The sequence below is a fragment of the Streptomyces niphimycinicus genome (genome assembly GCF_018883605.1).
Taxonomy (GTDB): domain Bacteria; phylum Actinomycetota; class Actinomycetes; order Streptomycetales; family Streptomycetaceae; genus Streptomyces; species Streptomyces niphimycinicus.
In genome coordinates, this window is sequence record NZ_JAHLEM010000221.1 from 1 (window position 1) to 17,320 (window position 17,320).

The 17,320-nt window shown below is 72.1% G+C and carries 15 protein-coding genes; 5 read left to right on the top strand and 10 right to left on the bottom strand.

The genetic code is table 11. The annotated features are described in order from the left end of the window. Positions 1-38 precede the first annotated feature (38 nt). Positions 39-1,067, bottom strand: coding sequence for an SGNH/GDSL hydrolase family protein (locus KN815_RS20340; protein ID WP_216343373.1), 1,029 nt, complete (start codon positions 1,065-1,067; stop codon positions 39-41). A 197-nt stretch (positions 1,068-1,264) separates the two neighbouring features. On the opposite strand from KN815_RS20340, the gene KN815_RS20345 reads away from it, so the two are divergent. Next, positions 1,265-2,650 (top strand): cystathionine beta-synthase, encoded by a 1,386-nt coding sequence (locus KN815_RS20345; RefSeq protein WP_216343374.1) that lies wholly within the window; start codon positions 1,265-1,267, stop codon positions 2,648-2,650. 443 nt (positions 2,651-3,093) lie between these two features. Here the strand turns inward: KN815_RS20345 and KN815_RS20350 are convergent, their stop codons facing one another. Further along, a complete protein-coding gene (locus KN815_RS20350) occupies positions 3,094-3,540 on the bottom strand; it encodes a hypothetical protein (RefSeq protein ID WP_216343375.1) in 447 nt (148 codons plus the stop codon). Between the two features lie 119 nt (positions 3,541-3,659). Here KN815_RS20350 and KN815_RS20355 point away from each other — a divergent pair, with 119 nt between their 5' ends. Then, the gene (locus KN815_RS20355; RefSeq protein WP_216343376.1) at positions 3,660-5,039 is read left to right on the top strand and encodes an acyl-CoA synthetase; all 1,380 of its coding nucleotides are present in this window, start codon (positions 3,660-3,662) and stop codon (positions 5,037-5,039) included. Positions 5,040-5,072: 33 nt separating this feature from the next. On the opposite strand, the gene KN815_RS20360 is transcribed toward KN815_RS20355, so the two are convergent. From KN815_RS20360 to KN815_RS20380, 5 genes are read right to left on the bottom strand one after another with little or no spacing between them, the layout of a single operon-like run. Further along, entirely contained in the window at positions 5,073-6,557 is a 1,485-nt protein-coding gene (locus KN815_RS20360) for a purine-cytosine permease family protein (protein WP_216343377.1), read from the bottom strand. A gap of 21 nt (positions 6,558-6,578) precedes the next feature. After that, the gene (locus KN815_RS20365; RefSeq protein WP_216343378.1) at positions 6,579-7,514 is read right to left on the bottom strand and encodes an ABC transporter substrate-binding protein; all 936 of its coding nucleotides are present in this window, start codon (positions 7,512-7,514) and stop codon (positions 6,579-6,581) included. Positions 7,515-7,551: 37 nt separating this feature from the next. Next, positions 7,552-8,229 carry an ABC transporter permease gene (locus KN815_RS20370; protein ID WP_014061242.1) on the bottom strand — a complete coding sequence of 226 codons (678 nt, stop codon included), beginning with the start codon at positions 8,227-8,229 and terminating at the stop codon, positions 7,552-7,554. A gap of 1 nt (position 8,230) precedes the next feature. Continuing rightward, positions 8,231-8,872 carry an ABC transporter permease gene (locus tag KN815_RS20375; RefSeq protein ID WP_216343379.1) on the bottom strand — a complete coding sequence of 214 codons (642 nt, stop codon included), beginning with the start codon at positions 8,870-8,872 and terminating at the stop codon, positions 8,231-8,233. Beyond that, complete coding sequence (locus KN815_RS20380; protein WP_216343394.1) at positions 8,869-10,038, bottom strand: ABC transporter ATP-binding protein; 1,170 nt, start codon at positions 10,036-10,038, stop codon at positions 8,869-8,871. Before KN815_RS20380 ends, KN815_RS20375 begins: the two co-directional genes overlap by 4 nt. Before the next feature lie 161 nt (positions 10,039-10,199). Between KN815_RS20380 and KN815_RS20385 the strand changes: the two genes are divergently transcribed. From KN815_RS20385 to KN815_RS20395, 3 genes are all read left to right on the top strand, one after another. After that, on the top strand, positions 10,200-11,726 hold the full coding sequence (locus KN815_RS20385; RefSeq protein ID WP_216343380.1) for an aromatic amino acid ammonia-lyase: 1,527 nt from the start codon (positions 10,200-10,202) through the stop codon (positions 11,724-11,726). A gap of 31 nt (positions 11,727-11,757) precedes the next feature. Beyond that, positions 11,758-12,762 carry a MurR/RpiR family transcriptional regulator gene (locus tag KN815_RS20390; protein ID WP_253209118.1) on the top strand — a complete coding sequence of 335 codons (1,005 nt, stop codon included), beginning with the start codon at positions 11,758-11,760 and terminating at the stop codon, positions 12,760-12,762. A gap of 163 nt (positions 12,763-12,925) precedes the next feature. Beyond that, the gene (locus KN815_RS20395) at positions 12,926-13,516 is read left to right on the top strand and encodes a hypothetical protein (protein WP_216343381.1); all 591 of its coding nucleotides are present in this window, start codon (positions 12,926-12,928) and stop codon (positions 13,514-13,516) included. A gap of 67 nt (positions 13,517-13,583) precedes the next feature. Here KN815_RS20395 and KN815_RS20400 read toward each other — a convergent pair whose 3' ends face one another. The 3 genes from KN815_RS20400 to KN815_RS20410 form a co-directional block, all read right to left on the bottom strand. Next, the gene (locus KN815_RS20400; protein WP_253209119.1) at positions 13,584-14,807 is read right to left on the bottom strand and encodes a HAMP domain-containing sensor histidine kinase; all 1,224 of its coding nucleotides are present in this window, start codon (positions 14,805-14,807) and stop codon (positions 13,584-13,586) included. Between the two features lie 83 nt (positions 14,808-14,890). Continuing rightward, on the bottom strand, positions 14,891-15,589 hold the full coding sequence (cseB, locus tag KN815_RS20405) for a two-component system response regulator CseB (protein ID WP_216343383.1): 699 nt from the start codon (positions 15,587-15,589) through the stop codon (positions 14,891-14,893). Between the two features lie 177 nt (positions 15,590-15,766). After that, a complete protein-coding gene (locus tag KN815_RS20410) occupies positions 15,767-17,164 on the bottom strand; it encodes a UDP-N-acetylmuramoyl-tripeptide--D-alanyl-D-alanine ligase (RefSeq protein ID WP_253209121.1) in 1,398 nt (465 codons plus the stop codon). Positions 17,165-17,320: the final 156 nt, after the last annotated feature.

A 17,320-nucleotide genomic window follows, 5' to 3' on the forward strand; every position in this document is an offset into this window, starting at 1 on the left:
CTGGGGCCCCAGGCCAGGGGAGCTGGCCCCGGCGGGGGTCAGCAGCCCGAGGAGGGCGGGGGCACCGGGGACGAGGTGTCGGGGGAGCCGGATACGGTCGCGGGCTCCTTGGCAGGGCCCTGGCGCCGCAGCAGCCGGGCCCAGGGGCCGCGGGCCGCCGTGACCTCGGTGCCGCCCTCCGCGGCCGCCTCGGCCGCCGCCGTGGCGACCGGCAGGATGCCCTCGTCGAGCGTCTCCGGCGCCTCCTCGGGCCATAGGTCCAGCGAGTCGCACAGGGTCGGCAGAACGGCCATCGCGGCCGTGGCGTACCCCTCCGCCGAGGGGTGGAAGTTGTCCGGGCCGAACAGCTCACGCGGATTGGCCGCGAACTCGGGGCCGAGCAGATCGCCCAGTGAGACCGTGCGCCCGCCCTGCTCCACCACCCCGATCGTCTGCGCGGCGGCGAGCTGTCGGCTCAGCCGCCGCGCGACCCAGCGCAGCGGCTGATAGACGGGCTCGATCGTGCCGAGGTCGGGACAGGTGCCCACCACCACCTCGCAGCCGCTCTCGCGCAGTCTGCGCACCGCGTCCGACAGCAGCCGCACCGACTTGGCGGGCGGCATCCGGCGGGTGACGTCATTGGCCCCGATCATGATCACGCATACGTCGGGAAGCAGCTCCGCATCCTCCAGCACCAGCGTGACCTGGCGCTCCAGATCGCTGGACTGCGCCCCCGGCAGTGCCACGTTCCGCAGGTCCACCGGGCGCTCGGCGACCGCCGCGAGCCCCGAGGCGAGCAGCGCGCCCGGTGTCTGACTAGGGCGGTGGACGCCCTGCCCGGCGGCCGTGGAGTCGCCGAGAAAGGCCAGCCGCAGTGGGGGCTGGCCGGTCCTGCGGGCGAAGGCGAAGCCATAGCGGCCGTCCGCGCGCGGCGGAGGATCGTCCGACCCGCCCACGACCCGCTTCGCATGGGACACCTCGGTGAGCAACAGCACGGCGGTCACCCCGCCCAGCAGCCCGATCCCGCCGCCCCCGTACGCCGCCGCGGCCGCGATCCGCCGCGCCACCCTCGCCCTCGACATCGACATGAGTTCAGCCCACCTCCGTCCGCACGCGTACGCGCTTCCTCTTCCTTTGTACGCCTCGCTAACAACTTGTTGCCCCGCACGGCCTTCCTCCCAACGCACGGGTCGCACGGCCGGGGCGCGCAATAAGCTGACAGCACGGCGCCGCGATGGCGGCCGCCCCGACGCGGAGATCCCGCGGAACCGGACCAGGAGCAGGTGTGCAGTACTACGAATCGATGATTGAGCTGGTCGGCAACACCCCGCTGGTGAAGCTCAACACCGTGACCGAGGGCATCCGGGCAACCGTCCTGGCCAAGGTCGAATACTTCAATCCCGGCGGCTCGGTGAAGGACCGGATCGCGGTCCGGATGATCGAGGCGGCCGAGCGCTCCGGTGAGCTCGAGCCGGGCGGCACGATCGTCGAGCCGACGTCCGGCAACACGGGCGTGGGCCTCGCGATGGTCGCCCAGCGCAAGGGCTACAAGTGCATCTTCGTCTGCCCGGACAAGGTGTCCACGGACAAGATCAACGTGCTGCGGGCCTACGGCGCCGAGGTGGTGGTCTGCCCCACCGCCGTGGACCCCGAGCACCCCGACTCGTACTACAACGTCTCCGACCGGCTGGTCCGCGAGACGCCGGGTGCCTGGAAGCCCGACCAGTACAGCAACCCGAACAACCCGCTCTCCCACTACGAGTCCACCGGCCCCGAGCTGTGGGAGCAGACCGCGGGGAAGATCACCCACTTTGTCGCGGGCGTCGGCACCGGCGGCACGATCTCCGGCACCGGCCGCTATCTGAAGGAGGCCAGCGAGGGCCGGGTCCAGGTGATCGGCGCCGACCCCGAGGGCTCCGTCTACTCCGGCGGCTCCGGCCGCCCGTATCTGATCGAGGGCGTCGGTGAGGACTTCTGGCCGACCGCCTACGACCAGACCGTCGCGGACGAGATCGTCGCGGTCTCCGACAAGGACGCCTTCCAGATGACGCGGCGGCTGGCCAAGGAGGAGGGGCTGCTGGTCGGCGGCTCCTGCGGAATGGCGGTCGTGGGCGCGCTGAAGGTCGCCGAGCGGCTCGGCCCGGACGATGTGGTGGTCGTGCTGCTGCCCGACAGCGGCCGCGGCTATCTGTCCAAGATCTTCAACGATGAGTGGATGGCCGACTACGGCTTCCTGGAGGAGGACGGCCCCTCGGTGCGGGTCGGCGACGTCCTCCAGGGCAAGCAGGGCGGACTGCCCTCGCTGGTCCATATGCACCCGGAGGAGACGGTGGGCGAGGCCATCGACGTGCTGCGGGAGTACGGCGTCTCGCAGATGCCGATCGTCAAGCCGGGCGCCGGGCACCCGGATGTGATGGCCGCCGAGGTCATCGGTTCGGTGGTGGAACGCGAGCTGCTGGACGCGCTGTTCGCCCGGCGGGCGGAGCTGACCGACCCGCTGGAGAAGCACATGAGCCCGCCGCTGCCGCACGTCGGCTCCGGCGAGCCGGTGGAGGACCTGATGGCGGTGCTGGGCACGGCGGACGCGGCGATCGTGCTGGTGGAGGGGAAGCCGAAGGGCGTGGTGAGCCGGCAGGACCTGCTGGCGTACCTGGCCAGCGGCGTCAAGTAGCCGCTCATGAGCGGGCTCATCCGGGGGGCTCGAACGGGACTCGACGGGGGTTCGACCGGGTCTCAAAGGGGGCCCAAAGAGGGCCCAACTGCCCTTCGAGGGAGGCCCGCCAGGGCTTCGGGGAAGTGGTACGTACGTGTCACGCGCCCGCAGCACAGGGTTAACACAGCTCCGGCAGATTAGTGGGTGTCGGAAGGACGACACCGACACCCAGGATGAGGCGACAGGACCTCCGGAGCGGCTCCCGGACCTCCATGGTCGCCCTGGACGCGGAAGTCCGGCCCTGACCCGGCCCGCGTCCCCCGCGGGGACCGCCGTCGTCCCGCCCTCGGTGCAACGCACCGGGGTGCGGCGGTCCCCGCGTATTTTTTGAGGCTCGGTTCGCCTCTTTTTTCGAGGCTCGGTTCGCCTGAAGACCCCAGCACCCGGAAGCTCGGCGGAACCTAGTCCCCGCTCTCCTCCGGGCCCTTGCCCCGGCGCAGCCAGGAGAAGCCCCCCGCCGCGTGGACCGCGTTGACCCCGAAGATCCCCGCCCAGGTGACCAGCAGGCCGGGCATGCCCTCGTTCACCACGCCGATCGCCGACAGCGGGATCGCCAGCACCAGGGAGACCCCGACGAAGGCGAAGCGCTCGCCGATGCCCATCCCGTGGGGCTGGTCCGGGTCCGCGCCGGTGGCGTACGGGCGGGTGCCGCGGGCCGCCGCCATCTGCTGTTCGGCGAGCTGGCGGCGGACATGCCGGTCCGCCGTATCGTTGAAGCGCTGCTCGACTTTGTCCATGAAGGAGTCGACCAGTTCCGACTCGTACTCCGCACCCAGCTCCTTATGGGTCTGAAGGGCCGCGTCGAGTTCCTTTTTCAGATCCGGCAGATCCGGGTCACGGGCGTCCATGCTCATGACGGTACGGTCGCGGGGACGCTTTGTCGGTAGGGCTAGCCCCCCGAAAGACGCGCGGGCGCGAAGGGGTACACCCCTGGTACCCCCGGCCCGCTGTGGAAGGAGTCAGTTCCGTGACCGCACCTCTCCTCACGTCCCTCGCCGCGCCCGGCGGCGACCGCCCCGACGCGCTGAGCGTCGGCGGCCGCTCCCTCTCGCGCGAGGAACTGCTCGGTGCCGCGGGCGCGGTGGCGGCCCGTATCGCCGGTGCGCCGGTCGTCGCGGTCCGGGCGACCGCGACCCCGGAGACGGTGGTCGCGGTGGTCGGCGCGCTGCTGGCCGGGGTGCCGGTGGTGCCCGTACCGCCGGACTCCGGCCCGGCCGAACGCGACCACATCCTGCGGGACTCGGGCGCCACCCTGCTGCTCACCGGGGAGGCGATAGCGGCCCCGATCGAGACGGTCCCGGTGGACCCGGCCGAGCGGGCGGCGTGGACGAAGCCGGAGCCGGACGCGGAGTCCACGGCGTTCATCCTCTACACCTCGGGGACCACGGGGGCGCCCAAGGGCGCGCTGATCTCCCGGCGGGCGGTGGCCGCCGACCTGGACGGGCTGGCCGCGGCCTGGGCCTGGACCGCGGAGGACACGCTGGTCCACGGGCTGCCGCTGTTCCATGTGCACGGGCTGGTGCTGGGCGTCCTGGGCGCGCTGCGCACGGGCAGCCGCCTGGTCCACACCGGCAAGCCGACCCCGGCGGCGTACGCGGCGGCGGGCGGCAGCCTCTACTTCGGCGTGCCGACGGTCTGGAACCGGATCGTCCAGGACCCGGACTCCGCCCGCGCCCTGGCCTCCGCCCGGCTGCTGGTCTCCGGCAGCGCCCCGCTGCCCGCCCCGGTCTTCCGCGACCTCGAGCGGCTCACCGGCCAGCGCCCCATCGAGCGCTACGGCATGACCGAGAGCCTCATCACCCTCTCCACCCGGGCCGACGGTGAGCGCCGCCCCGGCTATGTCGGCACCCCGCTGGCGGGCATCCGCACCCGGATCGCCACCGAGGAGGGCGCCGAGATCGGCGAACTCCAGCTCACCGGCCCCACCCTCTTCGACGGCTATCTGAACCGGCCCGAGGCCACGGCCGGTTCGTACACCGAGGACGGCTGGTTCCGCACGGGCGACATCGCCGCGATCGACCCGGACGGCTTCCACCGCATCGTGGGCCGCGCCTCCACCGACATGATCAAGTCCGGTGGCTACCGCATCGGCGCGGGCGAGGTCGAGAACGCCCTCCTCGACCACCCCGCGGTCCGCGAGGCCGCCGTCGTCGGCGCCCCGCACGAAGATCTGGGCCAGGAGATCGTCGCCTACGTCGTCGCCGACGGCATCGGCGAACAGGAGCTGATCGACTTCGTCGCCTCCCAGCTCTCCGTCCACAAGCGCCCCCGCAAGGTCCGCTTCCTGGAGGCCCTGCCCCGCAACGCCATGGGCAAGCCCCAGAAGAAACTCCTGCCCCCGGCCTGACCCCGACCCTGCCGTCGCCCGGGGGCCTTGCCGTCACCCGGGCTCGGTGGCGTACGGGCGGTCGGGGGTCGGCTCCGGGGCGAGGATCATGTGGTCGGGGACGTGAGCGGTGTCGCGGTGGGCCAGGAGCCAGTAGAGGGCGGCGGGGACGGCGAGGCCGACGAGCCAGGAGATGTCCGCGCCGCCCAGCGGGGCGACGAGGGGGCCGGTGTAGAAGTGGGTGGACAGGAAGGGGAGTTGGGCCAGGACGCCCACCGCGTAGGTGGCCAGGGCCTTCCAGCGCCAGGCGCCGTAGCGGCCGCCCGGGTCGCTGAGGGCGGGGATGTCGTAGCGCTCCTTGGCGATGGCGTAGTAGTCGACCAGGTTGATCGCGCTCCACGGGGTGAAGAAGGTCAGCAGGAAGAGCAGGAAGTCCTTGAAGGAGGACAGGAAGCTGTCCTTGCCGAGCAGCGCGACCGCCGTGCCCGCGACCATGATCCCGGCGATATAGGTGGCCCGGCCGCGGGGCGAGAGGGTGGTGTTGCCGCGGAAGCCGCTGATGCTGGTCACCATCGACATGAAGCCGCCGTAGGTGTTCAGGACGTTGATCGTCAGCTTGCCGAGGGCGATGACGAAGTAGAGCAGTGAGGTGATCACGGCCGCGCCGCCGCCGAGGCCGACGATGTAGGAGACCTCGTTGCCGACGAAGGCGTGGCCGGCCGCGGCGGCCGCGAGGGCGCCGAAGGTCATGGACCACTGCGAGCCGAGGACGGTGCCGGCCAGGGTCCAGGAGAAGGTGGCCTTGGGGGAGGTGCTGCGCGGCAGGTAGCGGGAGTAGTCGGCGACGTACGGGCCGAAGGCGAGCTGCCAGGAGGCGGACAGCGACACCGCGAGGAGGAAGAGCGGGAAGTCGAAGGTCCGGTCGTGCAGGAGGGTGGCCAGATCGGTGCGGTCCAGCAGCCGGATGCCCAGGTAGACGAAGGCCAGGGCGCAGACCACGCCCGCGATCCGGCCCAGGGTGTGGATCAGACGGTAGCCCACGGCGGCCGCCACGCCGGTGATGAGGGCGAAGATGATGATCCCGGTGGTGTCGCCGAGATGGGTCAGTTCGCCGACCGCCTGGCCCGCCAGCACGCTGCCGCTGGCGAAGAAGCCCACGTACATGACGATGACCAGCAGCAGCGGGACGATCGCGCCCCGGACCCCGAACTGGGCCCGGGAGGAGATCATCTGGGGGAGGCCGAGCCGGGGTCCCTGGGCCGAGTGGAGCGCCATGACGGCTCCGCCGAGCAGGTTGCCGAGCAGCAGGGCGATGATCGACCAGAAGGCGCCCGCGCCGAAGACGACGGCCAGCGCGCCGGTCACGACGGCGGTGATCTGGAGGTTCGCGCCGAGCCACAGGGTGAACTGGCTGAAGGCGGTGCCATGGCGCTCCGCGTCCGGGACGACGTCGATCGAGCGCTTCTCGACGAGAGAGTCGAGGGCGTCGCGGGAGTCGACGGAGTCGCGGGCGTCGCGGGCGTCGAGAGAGTCGGGCATAAGGGTGTGCTCCTGCCGCTATTACTTGGTGAGGCCGTTCTTGGCCGCCCAGTCGGCGGCGACCCGGTCCGGGTCCTTCTTGTCGTTGCTCACCAGCTTGTTGAGACGGGCCAGTTCCTGGGTGGTGAGGGCGCCGCCGAGGCGGGCCAGGGCCTTGCGGACCTTGGCGTCGGCCTTGGCGGAGCGGACGACGGGCACGATGTGCTGGGCGGGGATGAGGGCCTTGGGGTCGGCGAGGATCACCCAGTCGTTGGCCTCGATGTCGGGGTCGGTGGAGAAGAGGTTGGCGACGTCGACATCGCCCTTCTTCAACGCGCCCTTGACCAGCGGGCCGGAGGCGTCGAGGGCCTTGAACTCCTTGAAGGTCACGCCGTAGCGGTTCTTGAGGCCCACCAGGCCGACCACGCGGTTCTTGTCCTCGGCCGGGCCGCCGAAGACCAGCTTGCCGTTCTGCTTGGCGAGGTCGGCGAAGCTGCGCAGACCGTGCTTCCGCGCGGCCTCATGGGTGACGCAGAAGACGTCCTTGTCCTCGGCCGCCGCGTACGACAGGGCCTCCAGGCCGTTGGGGAGGGCGACGGTGAGGGCGTTCTGGAGGTCGCCGGCCTCGGTCTGGGGGGCCTTGTCGTCGAAGTGGAGCAGCAGATTGCCCTGGTACTCGGGGAGCAGATCGATATCGCCCTGCTGGAGCGCGGGGATGACGATCTCGCGCGAGCCCAGGTTGGGCCGCACGCTGGTCTTGATGCCCGCGCCCTTCAGCGCCTCGGCGTAGAGATAGCCGAGCAGTTGGTTCTCGGTGAAGTTGGCGGTGCCGATGACCAGGCCGCCCAGGCTGCTGCCGCCGCCCGAGCCACCGCTGCCGCCGTCGCCCTTGAGCGAGGTGACGCCGCCGCTACAGGCGGCCAGCGCGGGTACGGAGGCGCCGGCGAGCAGGCCGCCGAGCAGTTTCCTGCGGTTCATGGGGTGCTCTCCTCGGATCCGGAGTGAGTCGGTGACGTCAGTGCGCGTGGGCGCGCGGGGGGCGGTTGCGGAACAGCAGGCGTTGCACTCCGGCCAGCGCCAGGTCCAGGGCGATGGCCAGTACGCCGACCAGCACGGCCCCGCCCAGCACCTGCACCAGATCGCGCTGGGCGAGCCCGTCGAAGACGTAGCGGCCGAGCCCGCCGAAGCTGACGTACGCGGCGATGGTGGCGGTGGCCACCACCTGGACGCAGGCCAGCCGCAGCCCGGTCATGATCAGCGGGAGCGCGAGGGGCAGTTCGACCTGGAACAGCACCTGGTACCAGCGCATGCCCTGGCCCCGCGCCGCGTCCCGGACCTCGGGGTCGACGGCGGCCATGCCCGCGTACGTATTGGTGACGATCACCGGGACCGCGAGGGCGACCAGTGAGATGTACACCGGCCACATGCTCAGCCCGCTGGCCAGGAAGACCAGGGTGACCAGGCCGACGGTGGGCAGCGCCCGCCCGAAGCCGGAGAGGTTGATGGCGAGGAACGCGCCGCGCCCGGTGTGCCCGATGAGCAGCCCGACCGGGAGGGCGATGGCGGCGGCGACCAGGGTGGCCAGCAGGGAGTACTGGAGGTGTTCCAGGAGGCGGGTCGCGATGCCGTCGGTCCCGGACCACTGGGAGCCGCTGGTCAGCCAGCGGAGGAGATCCTTGAGCAGTTCGATCATGTCAGGCACGCCTCCTCAGCCACGGGGTGCACAGCCACTGGATGGTGACCAGCACGGCGTCCGCGACCAGCGCGAGCAGCAGGGACAGAAGGACCCCGGCCACGACGGGGGTGGGGTAGTTGCGCTGGAAGCCGTCGGTGAAGAGCTGGCCCAGGCCGCCGTACCCGATGTAGCTGGCCACGCTGACCAGGGAGATCGCCATCACCGTGGCCACCCGTACGCCCGCCATGATCACCGGGAAGGCGAGCGGCAGCTCGACGGTGAGCAGGGTGCGCAGCGGACGGGCGCCCATCGCGGTGGACGCCTCGCGGACCTTGGCGGGGACGCTGTCGAGCCCCTCGACGGTGTTCCGGAGCAGCACGACCAGGGTGTAGACGGTCAGGCCGGTGATGGCGGTGGTGCGGGTGAGGCCGGTGACCGGCAGCAGCAGCACGAAGATCGCGATGGAGGGGATCGTGAACAGGATGTTCGAGAGCCCGAGGAGGAGTCCGCGCAGCGCCCGCACCCGGTGGGCGATCACGGCCAGCGGCAGCGCGATCAGCAGACCGAAGAGGACGGCGGGGACGGCGGTGGAGAGGTGGTCGAGGGTGAGCGTGACCAGGTCGCTTTGGTGATCGGGGAACCAGCCCCAGTCGACGGTCATGCGGTCACGCTCGGGTCGGAGGCCGGGGTGCCCTCGTCATCGGCTTCGGCATGGGCCGCGGCGGCCTGGGAGGCTTCGTCGGCCTCGGCTTCCGTGGCGTTCTTGCGGGCCGCCGCGCGGCCCGCCTCCGCATGGCGGCGCCCCGCGAACTCATGGATGCGCTCGCGCCCGGTGACCCCGGTCAGAACGCCGTCGGCGTCCACCCGGGCCACCAGACCGGCGGGGGAGGCCAGCGACTCGTCCAGGGCGGTGAGCAGCGAATCGCCGTCCCGCAGCGCCCGCACCGGCAGCAGCGGCGCCCGGTCGCCCTCCGGCCCCTCGGTGTCGCGCCAGCCCAGCGGTTCACCGCGCTCGGAGGTGACCAGCCGCCAGCGGTCCCCGTCGGCGGGGGCGGGCTCCTGCGGCAGGTCCGCGAGGGTGGACAGGGAGAGCAGCTTCAGCCCGCGCTCGGCGCCCAGGAAGCCCGCCACGAAATCGTCGGCGGGGCTCGCCAGCAGCTCGGCGGGGGGTGCGCACTGGACGAGATGGCCGCCGGTGCGGAAGATCGCGATGCGGTCGCCGAGCCGTACCGCCTCGTCGATGTCGTGGGTGACGAAGACGACCGTCTTGCGCAGCTCGCTCTGGAGCCGCAGCAGCTCGTTCTGGAGCTGGGTCCGCACGACCGGGTCGACCGCGCCGAACGGCTCGTCCATCAGCAGCACCGGCGGATCGGCGGCCAGTGCGCGGGCGACCCCGACGCGCTGCTGCTGACCGCCCGAGAGCTGGTGCGGATAGCGCTTGCCGGAGTCGCTCGGCAGCCCGACCAGCTCCAGCAGCTCGGCGGCGCGGGCCCGCGCCTTGCGGCGGCCCCAGCCCAGCAGCAGCGGGACGGTGGCGATGTTGTCGAGGATCGTGCGGTGCGGGAAGAGCCCGGCCTGCTGGATCACATAGCCGATGCCGCGCCGCAGCTCGGCGGCGTCCGCCGCGAGGACATCACGCCCGGCCACGCTCACCGTGCCGCTGCTCGGTTCGACCATGCGGTTGACCATGCGGAGGGTGGTGGTCTTGCCGCAGCCGGACGAGCCGACGAGAACGGTGATGCCCCCTTCCGGGAGTTCGAGGTTGAGACGGTCCACCGCGGTGGTGCCGTTCGGGTAGTGCTTACTGACGTCCTTGAAGCTGATCATCCGCTTCCCCTTGCCCTGTCTGCATATAGTCATGCACAGTCATAGTCGAGTGAATAGAAGTCAAGAGGTCTGCGTTAATCACCGGTTACTTCTGCTCGCGATGTGGACGAAGTGCCTGGCGGCTGGCCCGGAAATGGGCGTATTGAGAGGGGTTGCCCTGGATGTTGTCTCACATGCTGGATGCTGATGCCGCGGCGGCCGACGGCGCGGGCGGCACAGCTCAGCGCATCACATTGGACGGCCGGAGCCTACGCGTCGTCGATATCGCCCGCCTGGCCGACCGCGTGAGCCGGCCCGCGGCGCCCGACCCGACCGCGCTCGCCCTGGCCGAACGCGCCTGGGAGACCGCGGACCGGCTGGCCGCCACCGGCCGGGTCTACGGCCGGAGCACCGGTGTGGGCGCCAACCGTACCGAGGACGTCGGCCCGGCCGACTCCGACCACGGGCTGCGGCTGCTGCGCAGCCACGCCGGGGCGATCGGCGCACCGCTGCCCGCGCGCGAGGTGCGCGCCATGATGACCGTCCGCGCCAATCAGCTACTGGCGGGCGGCGCCGGGCTGCGCCCCGCCGTCGTCACCGCGCTCGTCGAGGGGCTGGACAGCGGCGCCCACCCGGTGATCAACGAATACGGCGCGGTCGGCACCGGGGACCTCGCCGCGCTCGCCCAGACCGGTCTCGCGCTCGTCGGCGAGCACCCCTGGGACCTCACCGAGGCCGCCCCGGGCCGTCGCGCCCCCGACCCGATCGTGCTCGACAGCAATGACGCCCTCGCGCTCATCAGCAGCAACGCCCTCACCCTCGGCCAGTCCGCGCTCGCCCTCGCCGAGCTTCAGCGGCTGCTGTCCGCCTCGCTCTCGGTGGCCGCGCTCTCGCTGATCGCGGTCGGCGGGTCGTACGAGGCGTACGCCGAACCCGTGCACGCCGCCCGGCCGCACCCCGGCTCCGTCGCGGCCGCCGCCCGGATGCGCGCCCTGCTCGGCGCCCCGGCCCGGCCCACCCCGCCGCTCGGGCGCATACAGGACCCGTACGGCTTCCGCTGTCTGCCGCAGATCCACGGACCGGCGCTGGACGCGGCACAGGCGCTGGAGCGGGTGCTGACCGTCGACTTCAACGCGGCCACCGAGAACCCGCTGATCAGCTCCGCCGACGAGGCCGCCTACCACCACGGCAACTTCTACGCCGCGCACGCCGCCCTCGCCCTGGACGCCTTCCGGCTCGCCGCGCTACAGACCGCCCGGCTCTCCACGGCCCGGCTCGCCGCGCTCAGCGAACCCGACTTCACCCGGCTGCGGCCCTTCCTCGGCGACGCCGCGCCCGCCAGCTCGGGCGTGATGATCCTCGAATACGCGGCGGGGGCGGCCCTCGGCGAGATGCGCGCGGTCTCCCACCCCGCCTCGCTCGGCCATGCCGTGCTCTCCCGCGGCGTCGAGGAACAGGCCAGCTTCGCCTCGCTCGGCGCCCGCCAGACGCTCCGCGTCGCCGACCACTACCGGCTGGTGCTGGGCTGTGAACTGGTGGCGGCCGTAAGGGCGTTGCGCCAGCGTGGGCTGGAACCGGACCCGGAGCTCCCGGCCGGTGTCGCCTTCGCCATGGCGTCGGAAGTACTCGATCCCCGCATGGAGGACCGGCCGTTGACGGAGGATGTGGCGGTGGCCTCGCGTCTGCTCGACCGGCTGGCAGGGGTATGAGGGACGAGGGTACGAGGTTCGGGAGGACGCGATGAGTACGGACCATGGGGTGAGCGACGGGGTGAGCGGTGCTCGGATGGAGCCAGGGGGCCCAGTGGACGAGGGTGCCGCGGGGGCGTCGGCGGGCGCGGGCGACTTGTCCGGTGCGGGCGGCTCGGGCGGCTTGGTCGCTACGACGGGTCCGGTCGCGGCGGCCGGTTCCGGCGCCTCGACCGCCGCTCGGCTTCAGGCGCTCTTCGAGGGCCACCGGCTGACCCCGACCCAGCGGCGGATCGCCCACTGCATGGTGCGGCGGGCCGCCGACGCGCCGTTCCTCTCCAGCGTCGAACTGGCCGAACTCGCGGGCGTCAGCCAGCCGTCCGTGACCCGCTTCGCGGTCGCCCTCGGCTTCGACGGCTATCCGGCGCTGCGCAAGCATCTGCGCGATGTCGCCCCCGCCGAGCCGGCGCCGGACGAGGGGTCGTACAACGAGTACCAGCAGGCCGTGCAGTCCGAGATCGACAATCTGCGCCATCTCGCCGCGCTGCTGGCCGACCCCGCACCCGTCGTCCGGGCCGGCCGGCTGCTCGCCGACTCCCGTCCGCTGCTGGTCCTCGGGCTGCGCGCCGCCTCCGCGCAGGCGCGCGGCTTCACCTACTTCGCGCGCAAGGTCCATCCGGACGTCCGGCTGCTCGACGAGGGCGGCACGATGCTCACCGACCGCGTCGACGCGGCGAAGCGCGCGGGTGCCACGGCGCTGCTGTGCTTCGCGCTGCCGCGGCATCCGCGGGAGGTCGTGGAGGGTCTGGAGTACGCCCAGGAGGCGGGGCTGACCGTGGTCGCCGTCGCCGACAGCGCCTTCGCCCCGATCGCCCGCCACAGCGATCTGCTGCTGCCCGCGGCGGTCGGCACGGGCCTGGCCTTCGACACCGCGTGTGCGCCGATGCTGCTGGGGCGGGTGCTGTTGGAGGCGATCTGCGACGCGCTGCCGGATGCGCAGGCGCGGCTGGAGGAGTTCGACGCGAAGGCGGCGGAGCGGGGGCTGTTCGTGGAGTGAGCCCGGGCCTGCGCGCCGCTCCGTATGCCAGCCCCCGTCCCTCTCACCCAATTCTCAGGCATCCTGGCTAGATTCTTCGATTCGTCAGGGATTCCCTCAGGGATTCCGTCAGGGATTCCGACAGGAATTTCATCAGGGATTCGCCAGGGTGAGGAGGTCGGTCGTGGGGCGCGGGGCGTATGCGCTGGCACGGGTGGCGGTGGTCGTGAGGGCCCCCGCCGGATGGCTGTGGTGGCCCGGTGTGCTGGCCGCGGGAATCGGAGCGCTGGTGCCGGGGCTGACCGGGCGCCGGATCGGAGTGCTCGCCGGGGCGGCGCTCTTCCTGATCGCGGCGGTCGTGGTCTTCGTGATGCGGCGGAAGCGGTATCTGGAGTTGGCGCGCGGTGCCTCGCGCGCGAGCAAGTCGGTCTTCCTCCAGGACCGCGCGGTGACCGTAAGGGCGCGCCGACGCGCCCTGCGGTGGTGGCTGCTGGTGGCCTTCCTCGCCGCGATGGGCTCGTCCTTCGCCGTTCCGGCGGCGGGCGGGATGCTGCTGGCGGGGCTCGGCGCGGGGCTGTGGGCCAAGGCATTGTGGCTGGGCCGCTGGGAGCGCGCGAACGAGGTGCTGCTGTGGGTGCGTACGGAGCGCATCTCCGGCGGGCGGCCCGCGGGCAAGGCGGTGGACGCCTACCAGACGACGGGCATCGTGGCCGGGGACGCGGGCCCGGGCGGCGCGCGCCGCTCCTCGCGGACCGTGGCGGCGGCCACGCGCTGAGGGGTCGCGCCGCCGCGGGGCTTTCGAGGGGCACGTCGTGGTCGTTCCCCGTTCTCGCCGGCTCGGATCAGCCGGGAAGGCGCAGGGTGGCGTTGGCGCCGCCGTCGGGGGCGTTGGCGAGGGTGAGGGTGCCGCCGAGGACCTGGGTGTGGCCGAGGGCGATGGTGAGGCCGAGGCCGTGGCTGCCGCGTTCGGCGGCGCCGGTGCGGAAGCGGCTGGGGCCTTCGGCGAGGAGGTCTTCGGGGTAGCCGGGGCCGTGGTCGCGGACCGTGATCGTCGCTCCGTCGTCAGTGGCCTCGATGGTGACCTCCACGGGGGCGGTCCCGTGCCGGTGGGCGTTGGCCACGAGGTTGGTGATCACCCGTTCCAGGCGACGCGGGTCGGTCTCCACCACGGGGCCTGTCGCGGGCTCCGCCGGCAGGAGTCGAAGCCGGGCCCGGTGGCCGGTGCGGGCGATGGCGTCCGCGACCACCGTGCCGAGCGGCACCGGGGTACGGATGGCTGTTTCCGCGCCGGCGTCGAGGCGGGAGATCTCCAGGAGGTCCTCGACGAGGTCGCGAAGGGTGCGGACACGGGCGCGGATGAGGTCCTCGGTGCGTCCGGCGGACAGCAGGTCCATGGCGGAGAGGAGGCCCGTGACGGGGGTGCGCAGTTCGTGGGCGACGTCGGCGGTGAAGCGGCGTTCGTCGCGGAGTCGGCGGGCGAGGTCGTCGGCCATGGTGTCGACGGCGCGGGCGAGGTCGGAGACCTCGTCGTTGCCCCGGGTGGATCCGGTGCGGGCATCGAGGTCGCCCGCGCTGATCAGGACCGCGGTCCGCGAGGTGCGGCGCAGTCGGCGGCCGATGAGGTCGGCTCCGTACAAGGCGAGGGGGAGGGCCAGGGTCAGGGAGACGGCGGAGGCCACGGCCATGGTGAGGTCGAGTTGCCGGAGTTGTTGGAGGGAGAGCCGCACATTGGCGGTGACGGTCATGACGGAGCTGTGGGGCCCGCCGACGCGTTGGGCTGCCCAGTACTGGGGGCCGAGGTAGCCGGGGTCCTCGTAGAAGGTGTGGCTGGTGCCGTCGGCCGGGCGGCGCAGTTCTCTGGGCATGTCGGGCATGTTCAAGTTGGCGTTGTCGGGGAGGGTGCCGGTGCGCCGGTAGATGTCCATGGCGGTGCGGAGGTCGCTGAGGGCTTGGGCCTCGGCGCGTGCTCGGATGTCCTTGACGGTCCATGAGTGGACGATCACGCCGATGGTGACGGCGATGAAGCAGCCGATGGCCGCCGTCAGGGCGGCGATCTTCCATCGCACGGTGAACCGGCGTGCCCGCGGTGGCATCTCCCGGGTTCCGGTCTGTCGGTCCGAACCGTTCACCGTCTGTCGGTCCGAACCGTTCATCGGCGGAACTTGTAGCCGAAGCCGCGGACGGTTTCGATCCGGTCGTGGCCGATCTTCTTGCGGAGTCGTTGTACGGCGAGGTCGACGACGCGGGTGTCGGCATCCCAGCCGTGGTCCCAGACGTCGCGGAGCAGGGTGTGCCGGTCGATGATGGCTTCGGGCCGGGCGGCGAATTCCAGCATGAGCTTGAGTTCGGTGGGGGTCAGCGCGATGGGCCGGTCGGCGAGGGTGACGGTCATGCCGGAGGTGTCGACGGAGAGGTCTCCGAAGGTCAGGACGTCGTCCGTGGGCGGGGCGGGGTATGTCGTGCTGGGCGCCGGGTTCCAGGAGGCCCGGCGGAGCACGGAGCGGATCCGGGCGAGGAGCACGCCGGTCTCGACGGGTTTGACCACGTAGTCGTCGGCGCCCGCCTCCAGGCCGGAGACCACGTCGAGCCCGTCGCCGCGGGCCGACATCATCAGGATCGGCACATGGCTGGTCTCCCGGACCCGGCGGCAGAGTCCGATGCCGTCGAGGGCGGGCAGCATGACGTCCAGGAGCAACAGGTCGAACGGCTCGTCCGGATCGGCGGCGCGGAAGAGTTCCAGTCCTTCGAGGCCGTCGGCGGCGTCGGTGACGGTGTAGCCGTAGCGTTCGAGATTGGTGGCGAAGGAGTGGCGGATCAGTTCGTCGTCCTCGACCAGGAGCACGTGCACGGGGGCCGGCGTCGGGACCGGCGTGGAAGGGGACGGGGGTGGGACGGGAGGCACGGGGTTGGGGTTCCTCGTTCGTGAAGGGCCTTATGCCCGAGAAGTGGCTATGCCCGGGAAGTGGCCGATCAGGGCTGATACGTATCGGTCAGGTACGGATGGCTCCGACGGTCGGGGTGTCGGTCACCCGTGGGGTCCTCGGAGCGCCGCCGTCAGGCGTCGGGCGACCTCTTCGACGCCGGTGGCGCGGGACCCTTTGACGAGGACGACATCCCCGGCAGCGAGGTTCCCGAGGTGGGCGAGGGCCGTCTTCGAGTCCGGGACATGGACGGTGTCGGCGCCGGCCCGCCCGGCGCCGGCCGAGATCCGGGCCGCGTCGGCGCCGCCCACCGTGATCACGAGTCGGGCGCCGGCTTCGGCGGCGGCCCGTCCGGTTCGTTCGTGCAGTTCGGCGGCTTCGGGGCCGAGTTCCCGCATTTCGCCGAGCACGGCGATCGGGCGCCCGCCGTCGGGTGTGACGTCGATCAGGGTGCCGATGGCGGCGAGCATCGCGTCCGGGTTGGCGTTGAAGGCGTCGTTGAGGACGAGCGCGCCGTCGGGGAGTCGCTCGACCTGCATGCGGCTGGGGGTGAGGCGGCGTGCGGCCGACAGGCCGCGCGCGATCCGCGGCAGCGACAGGCCCAGGGCGAGGGCGGCGGCCCCGGCCGCGGCCGCGTTGAGCACCTGGTGGGCGCCGGTCAGGGGCAGTTGAACCGGCTCGGTGCGGCCGTTCCAGGTGAGGCTGAAGGAGGGGCGGGCCAGGGCGTCGAGTTCGATGCCGGTGGCACGCAGGTCGGCGTGGCCGGTGCCGAAGGTGAGGACGGTGGCGGAGGTCGCGCGGAGCATGTCCGGGGTGGCGGGATCGTCCGCGTTGAGGACGGCGACGCCGCCGGCCGGCAGGCCCGTCGGCAGTTCGGCCTTGGCCCGGCGGATCGCGTCACGGCCTCCGAAGGGGCCGAGGTGGGCGGTTCCGGTGTTGGTGACGACGCCGACGTGCGGTCGGGCGATCTCCGTGAGGTGGGCGATCTCGCCGGGCGCCCGGGCCCCCATCTCCACCACCAGGGTCCGGGTGCCGACGTCCGCCGCGAGCACGGTCAGCGGCAGTCCGATCTCGTTGTTGAAGGAGAGCCGGTTGGCCAGGGTGGGGGCGTGCGGGGCGAGGATCTGCGCGAGGAGGTCCTTGCTGGTGGTCTTGCCCGTCGAGCCGGTGATCCCGACCACCGCGCAGTCCGTCAAACGTCGCCGGTTCGCGTGGGCGAGCTGTCCGAGGGCCGCGTGGACGTCGGAGACGAGGACGGCGGGGACGGGCGGCGTCCGCGCGGGAAGGACGGGGCGCTCGACGAGGGCGGCGAGCGCGCCCCGCGCCAGGGCGTCGGCCACGTGATCGTGGCCATCGGAGCGGGTGCCGGGCAGGGCCGCGAACAGGGCTCCGGCCTCGGCCCGCCTGGAGTCGACCACCACCGGCCCGGTCACCGTCATGGTGGAGTGGGCCGGGTGGAGGACCCGTCCCGATACGGCGGACGCGATCTCGGCCAGGGACATCGGGATCACGCGCCGAAATCCTCTCTCACAGGGATGGTCCCGACACACGCGAGAACGCGACGTTCGGGTTGATCGTTCGAGGATGACCGGCGCATAGCGCCACGGGGCATCCGCCGTGTATCGGTGAACGCTCAATCGCACATCCGATTCGATGTT

What these genes read in the sequence shown, in the direction of transcription:
- KN815_RS20340 (WP_216343373.1), bottom strand. Translation starts at nt 1,067, where the DNA reads ATGTCGATGTCGAGGGCGAGGGTGGCGCGGCGGATCGCGGCCGCGGCG.
- KN815_RS20350 (WP_216343375.1), bottom strand. Translation starts at nt 3,540, where the DNA reads ATGGACGCCCGTGACCCGGATCTGCCGGATCTGAAAAAGGAACTCGAC.
- KN815_RS20360 (WP_216343377.1), bottom strand. Translation starts at nt 6,557, where the DNA reads ATGCCCGACTCTCTCGACGCCCGCGACGCCCGCGACTCCGTCGACTCC.
- KN815_RS20365 (WP_216343378.1), bottom strand. Translation starts at nt 7,514, where the DNA reads ATGAACCGCAGGAAACTGCTCGGCGGCCTGCTCGCCGGCGCCTCCGTA.
- KN815_RS20370 (WP_014061242.1), bottom strand. Translation starts at nt 8,229, where the DNA reads ATGATCGAACTGCTCAAGGATCTCCTCCGCTGGCTGACCAGCGGCTCC.
- KN815_RS20375 (WP_216343379.1), bottom strand. Translation starts at nt 8,872, where the DNA reads ATGACCGTCGACTGGGGCTGGTTCCCCGATCACCAAAGCGACCTGGTC.
- KN815_RS20380 (WP_216343394.1), bottom strand. Translation starts at nt 10,038, where the DNA reads ATGATCAGCTTCAAGGACGTCAGTAAGCACTACCCGAACGGCACCACC.
- KN815_RS20385 (WP_216343380.1), top strand. Translation starts at nt 10,200, where the DNA reads ATGTTGTCTCACATGCTGGATGCTGATGCCGCGGCGGCCGACGGCGCG.
- KN815_RS20390 (WP_253209118.1), top strand. Translation starts at nt 11,758, where the DNA reads ATGAGTACGGACCATGGGGTGAGCGACGGGGTGAGCGGTGCTCGGATG.
- KN815_RS20410 (WP_253209121.1), bottom strand. Translation starts at nt 17,164, where the DNA reads ATGTCCCTGGCCGAGATCGCGTCCGCCGTATCGGGACGGGTCCTCCAC.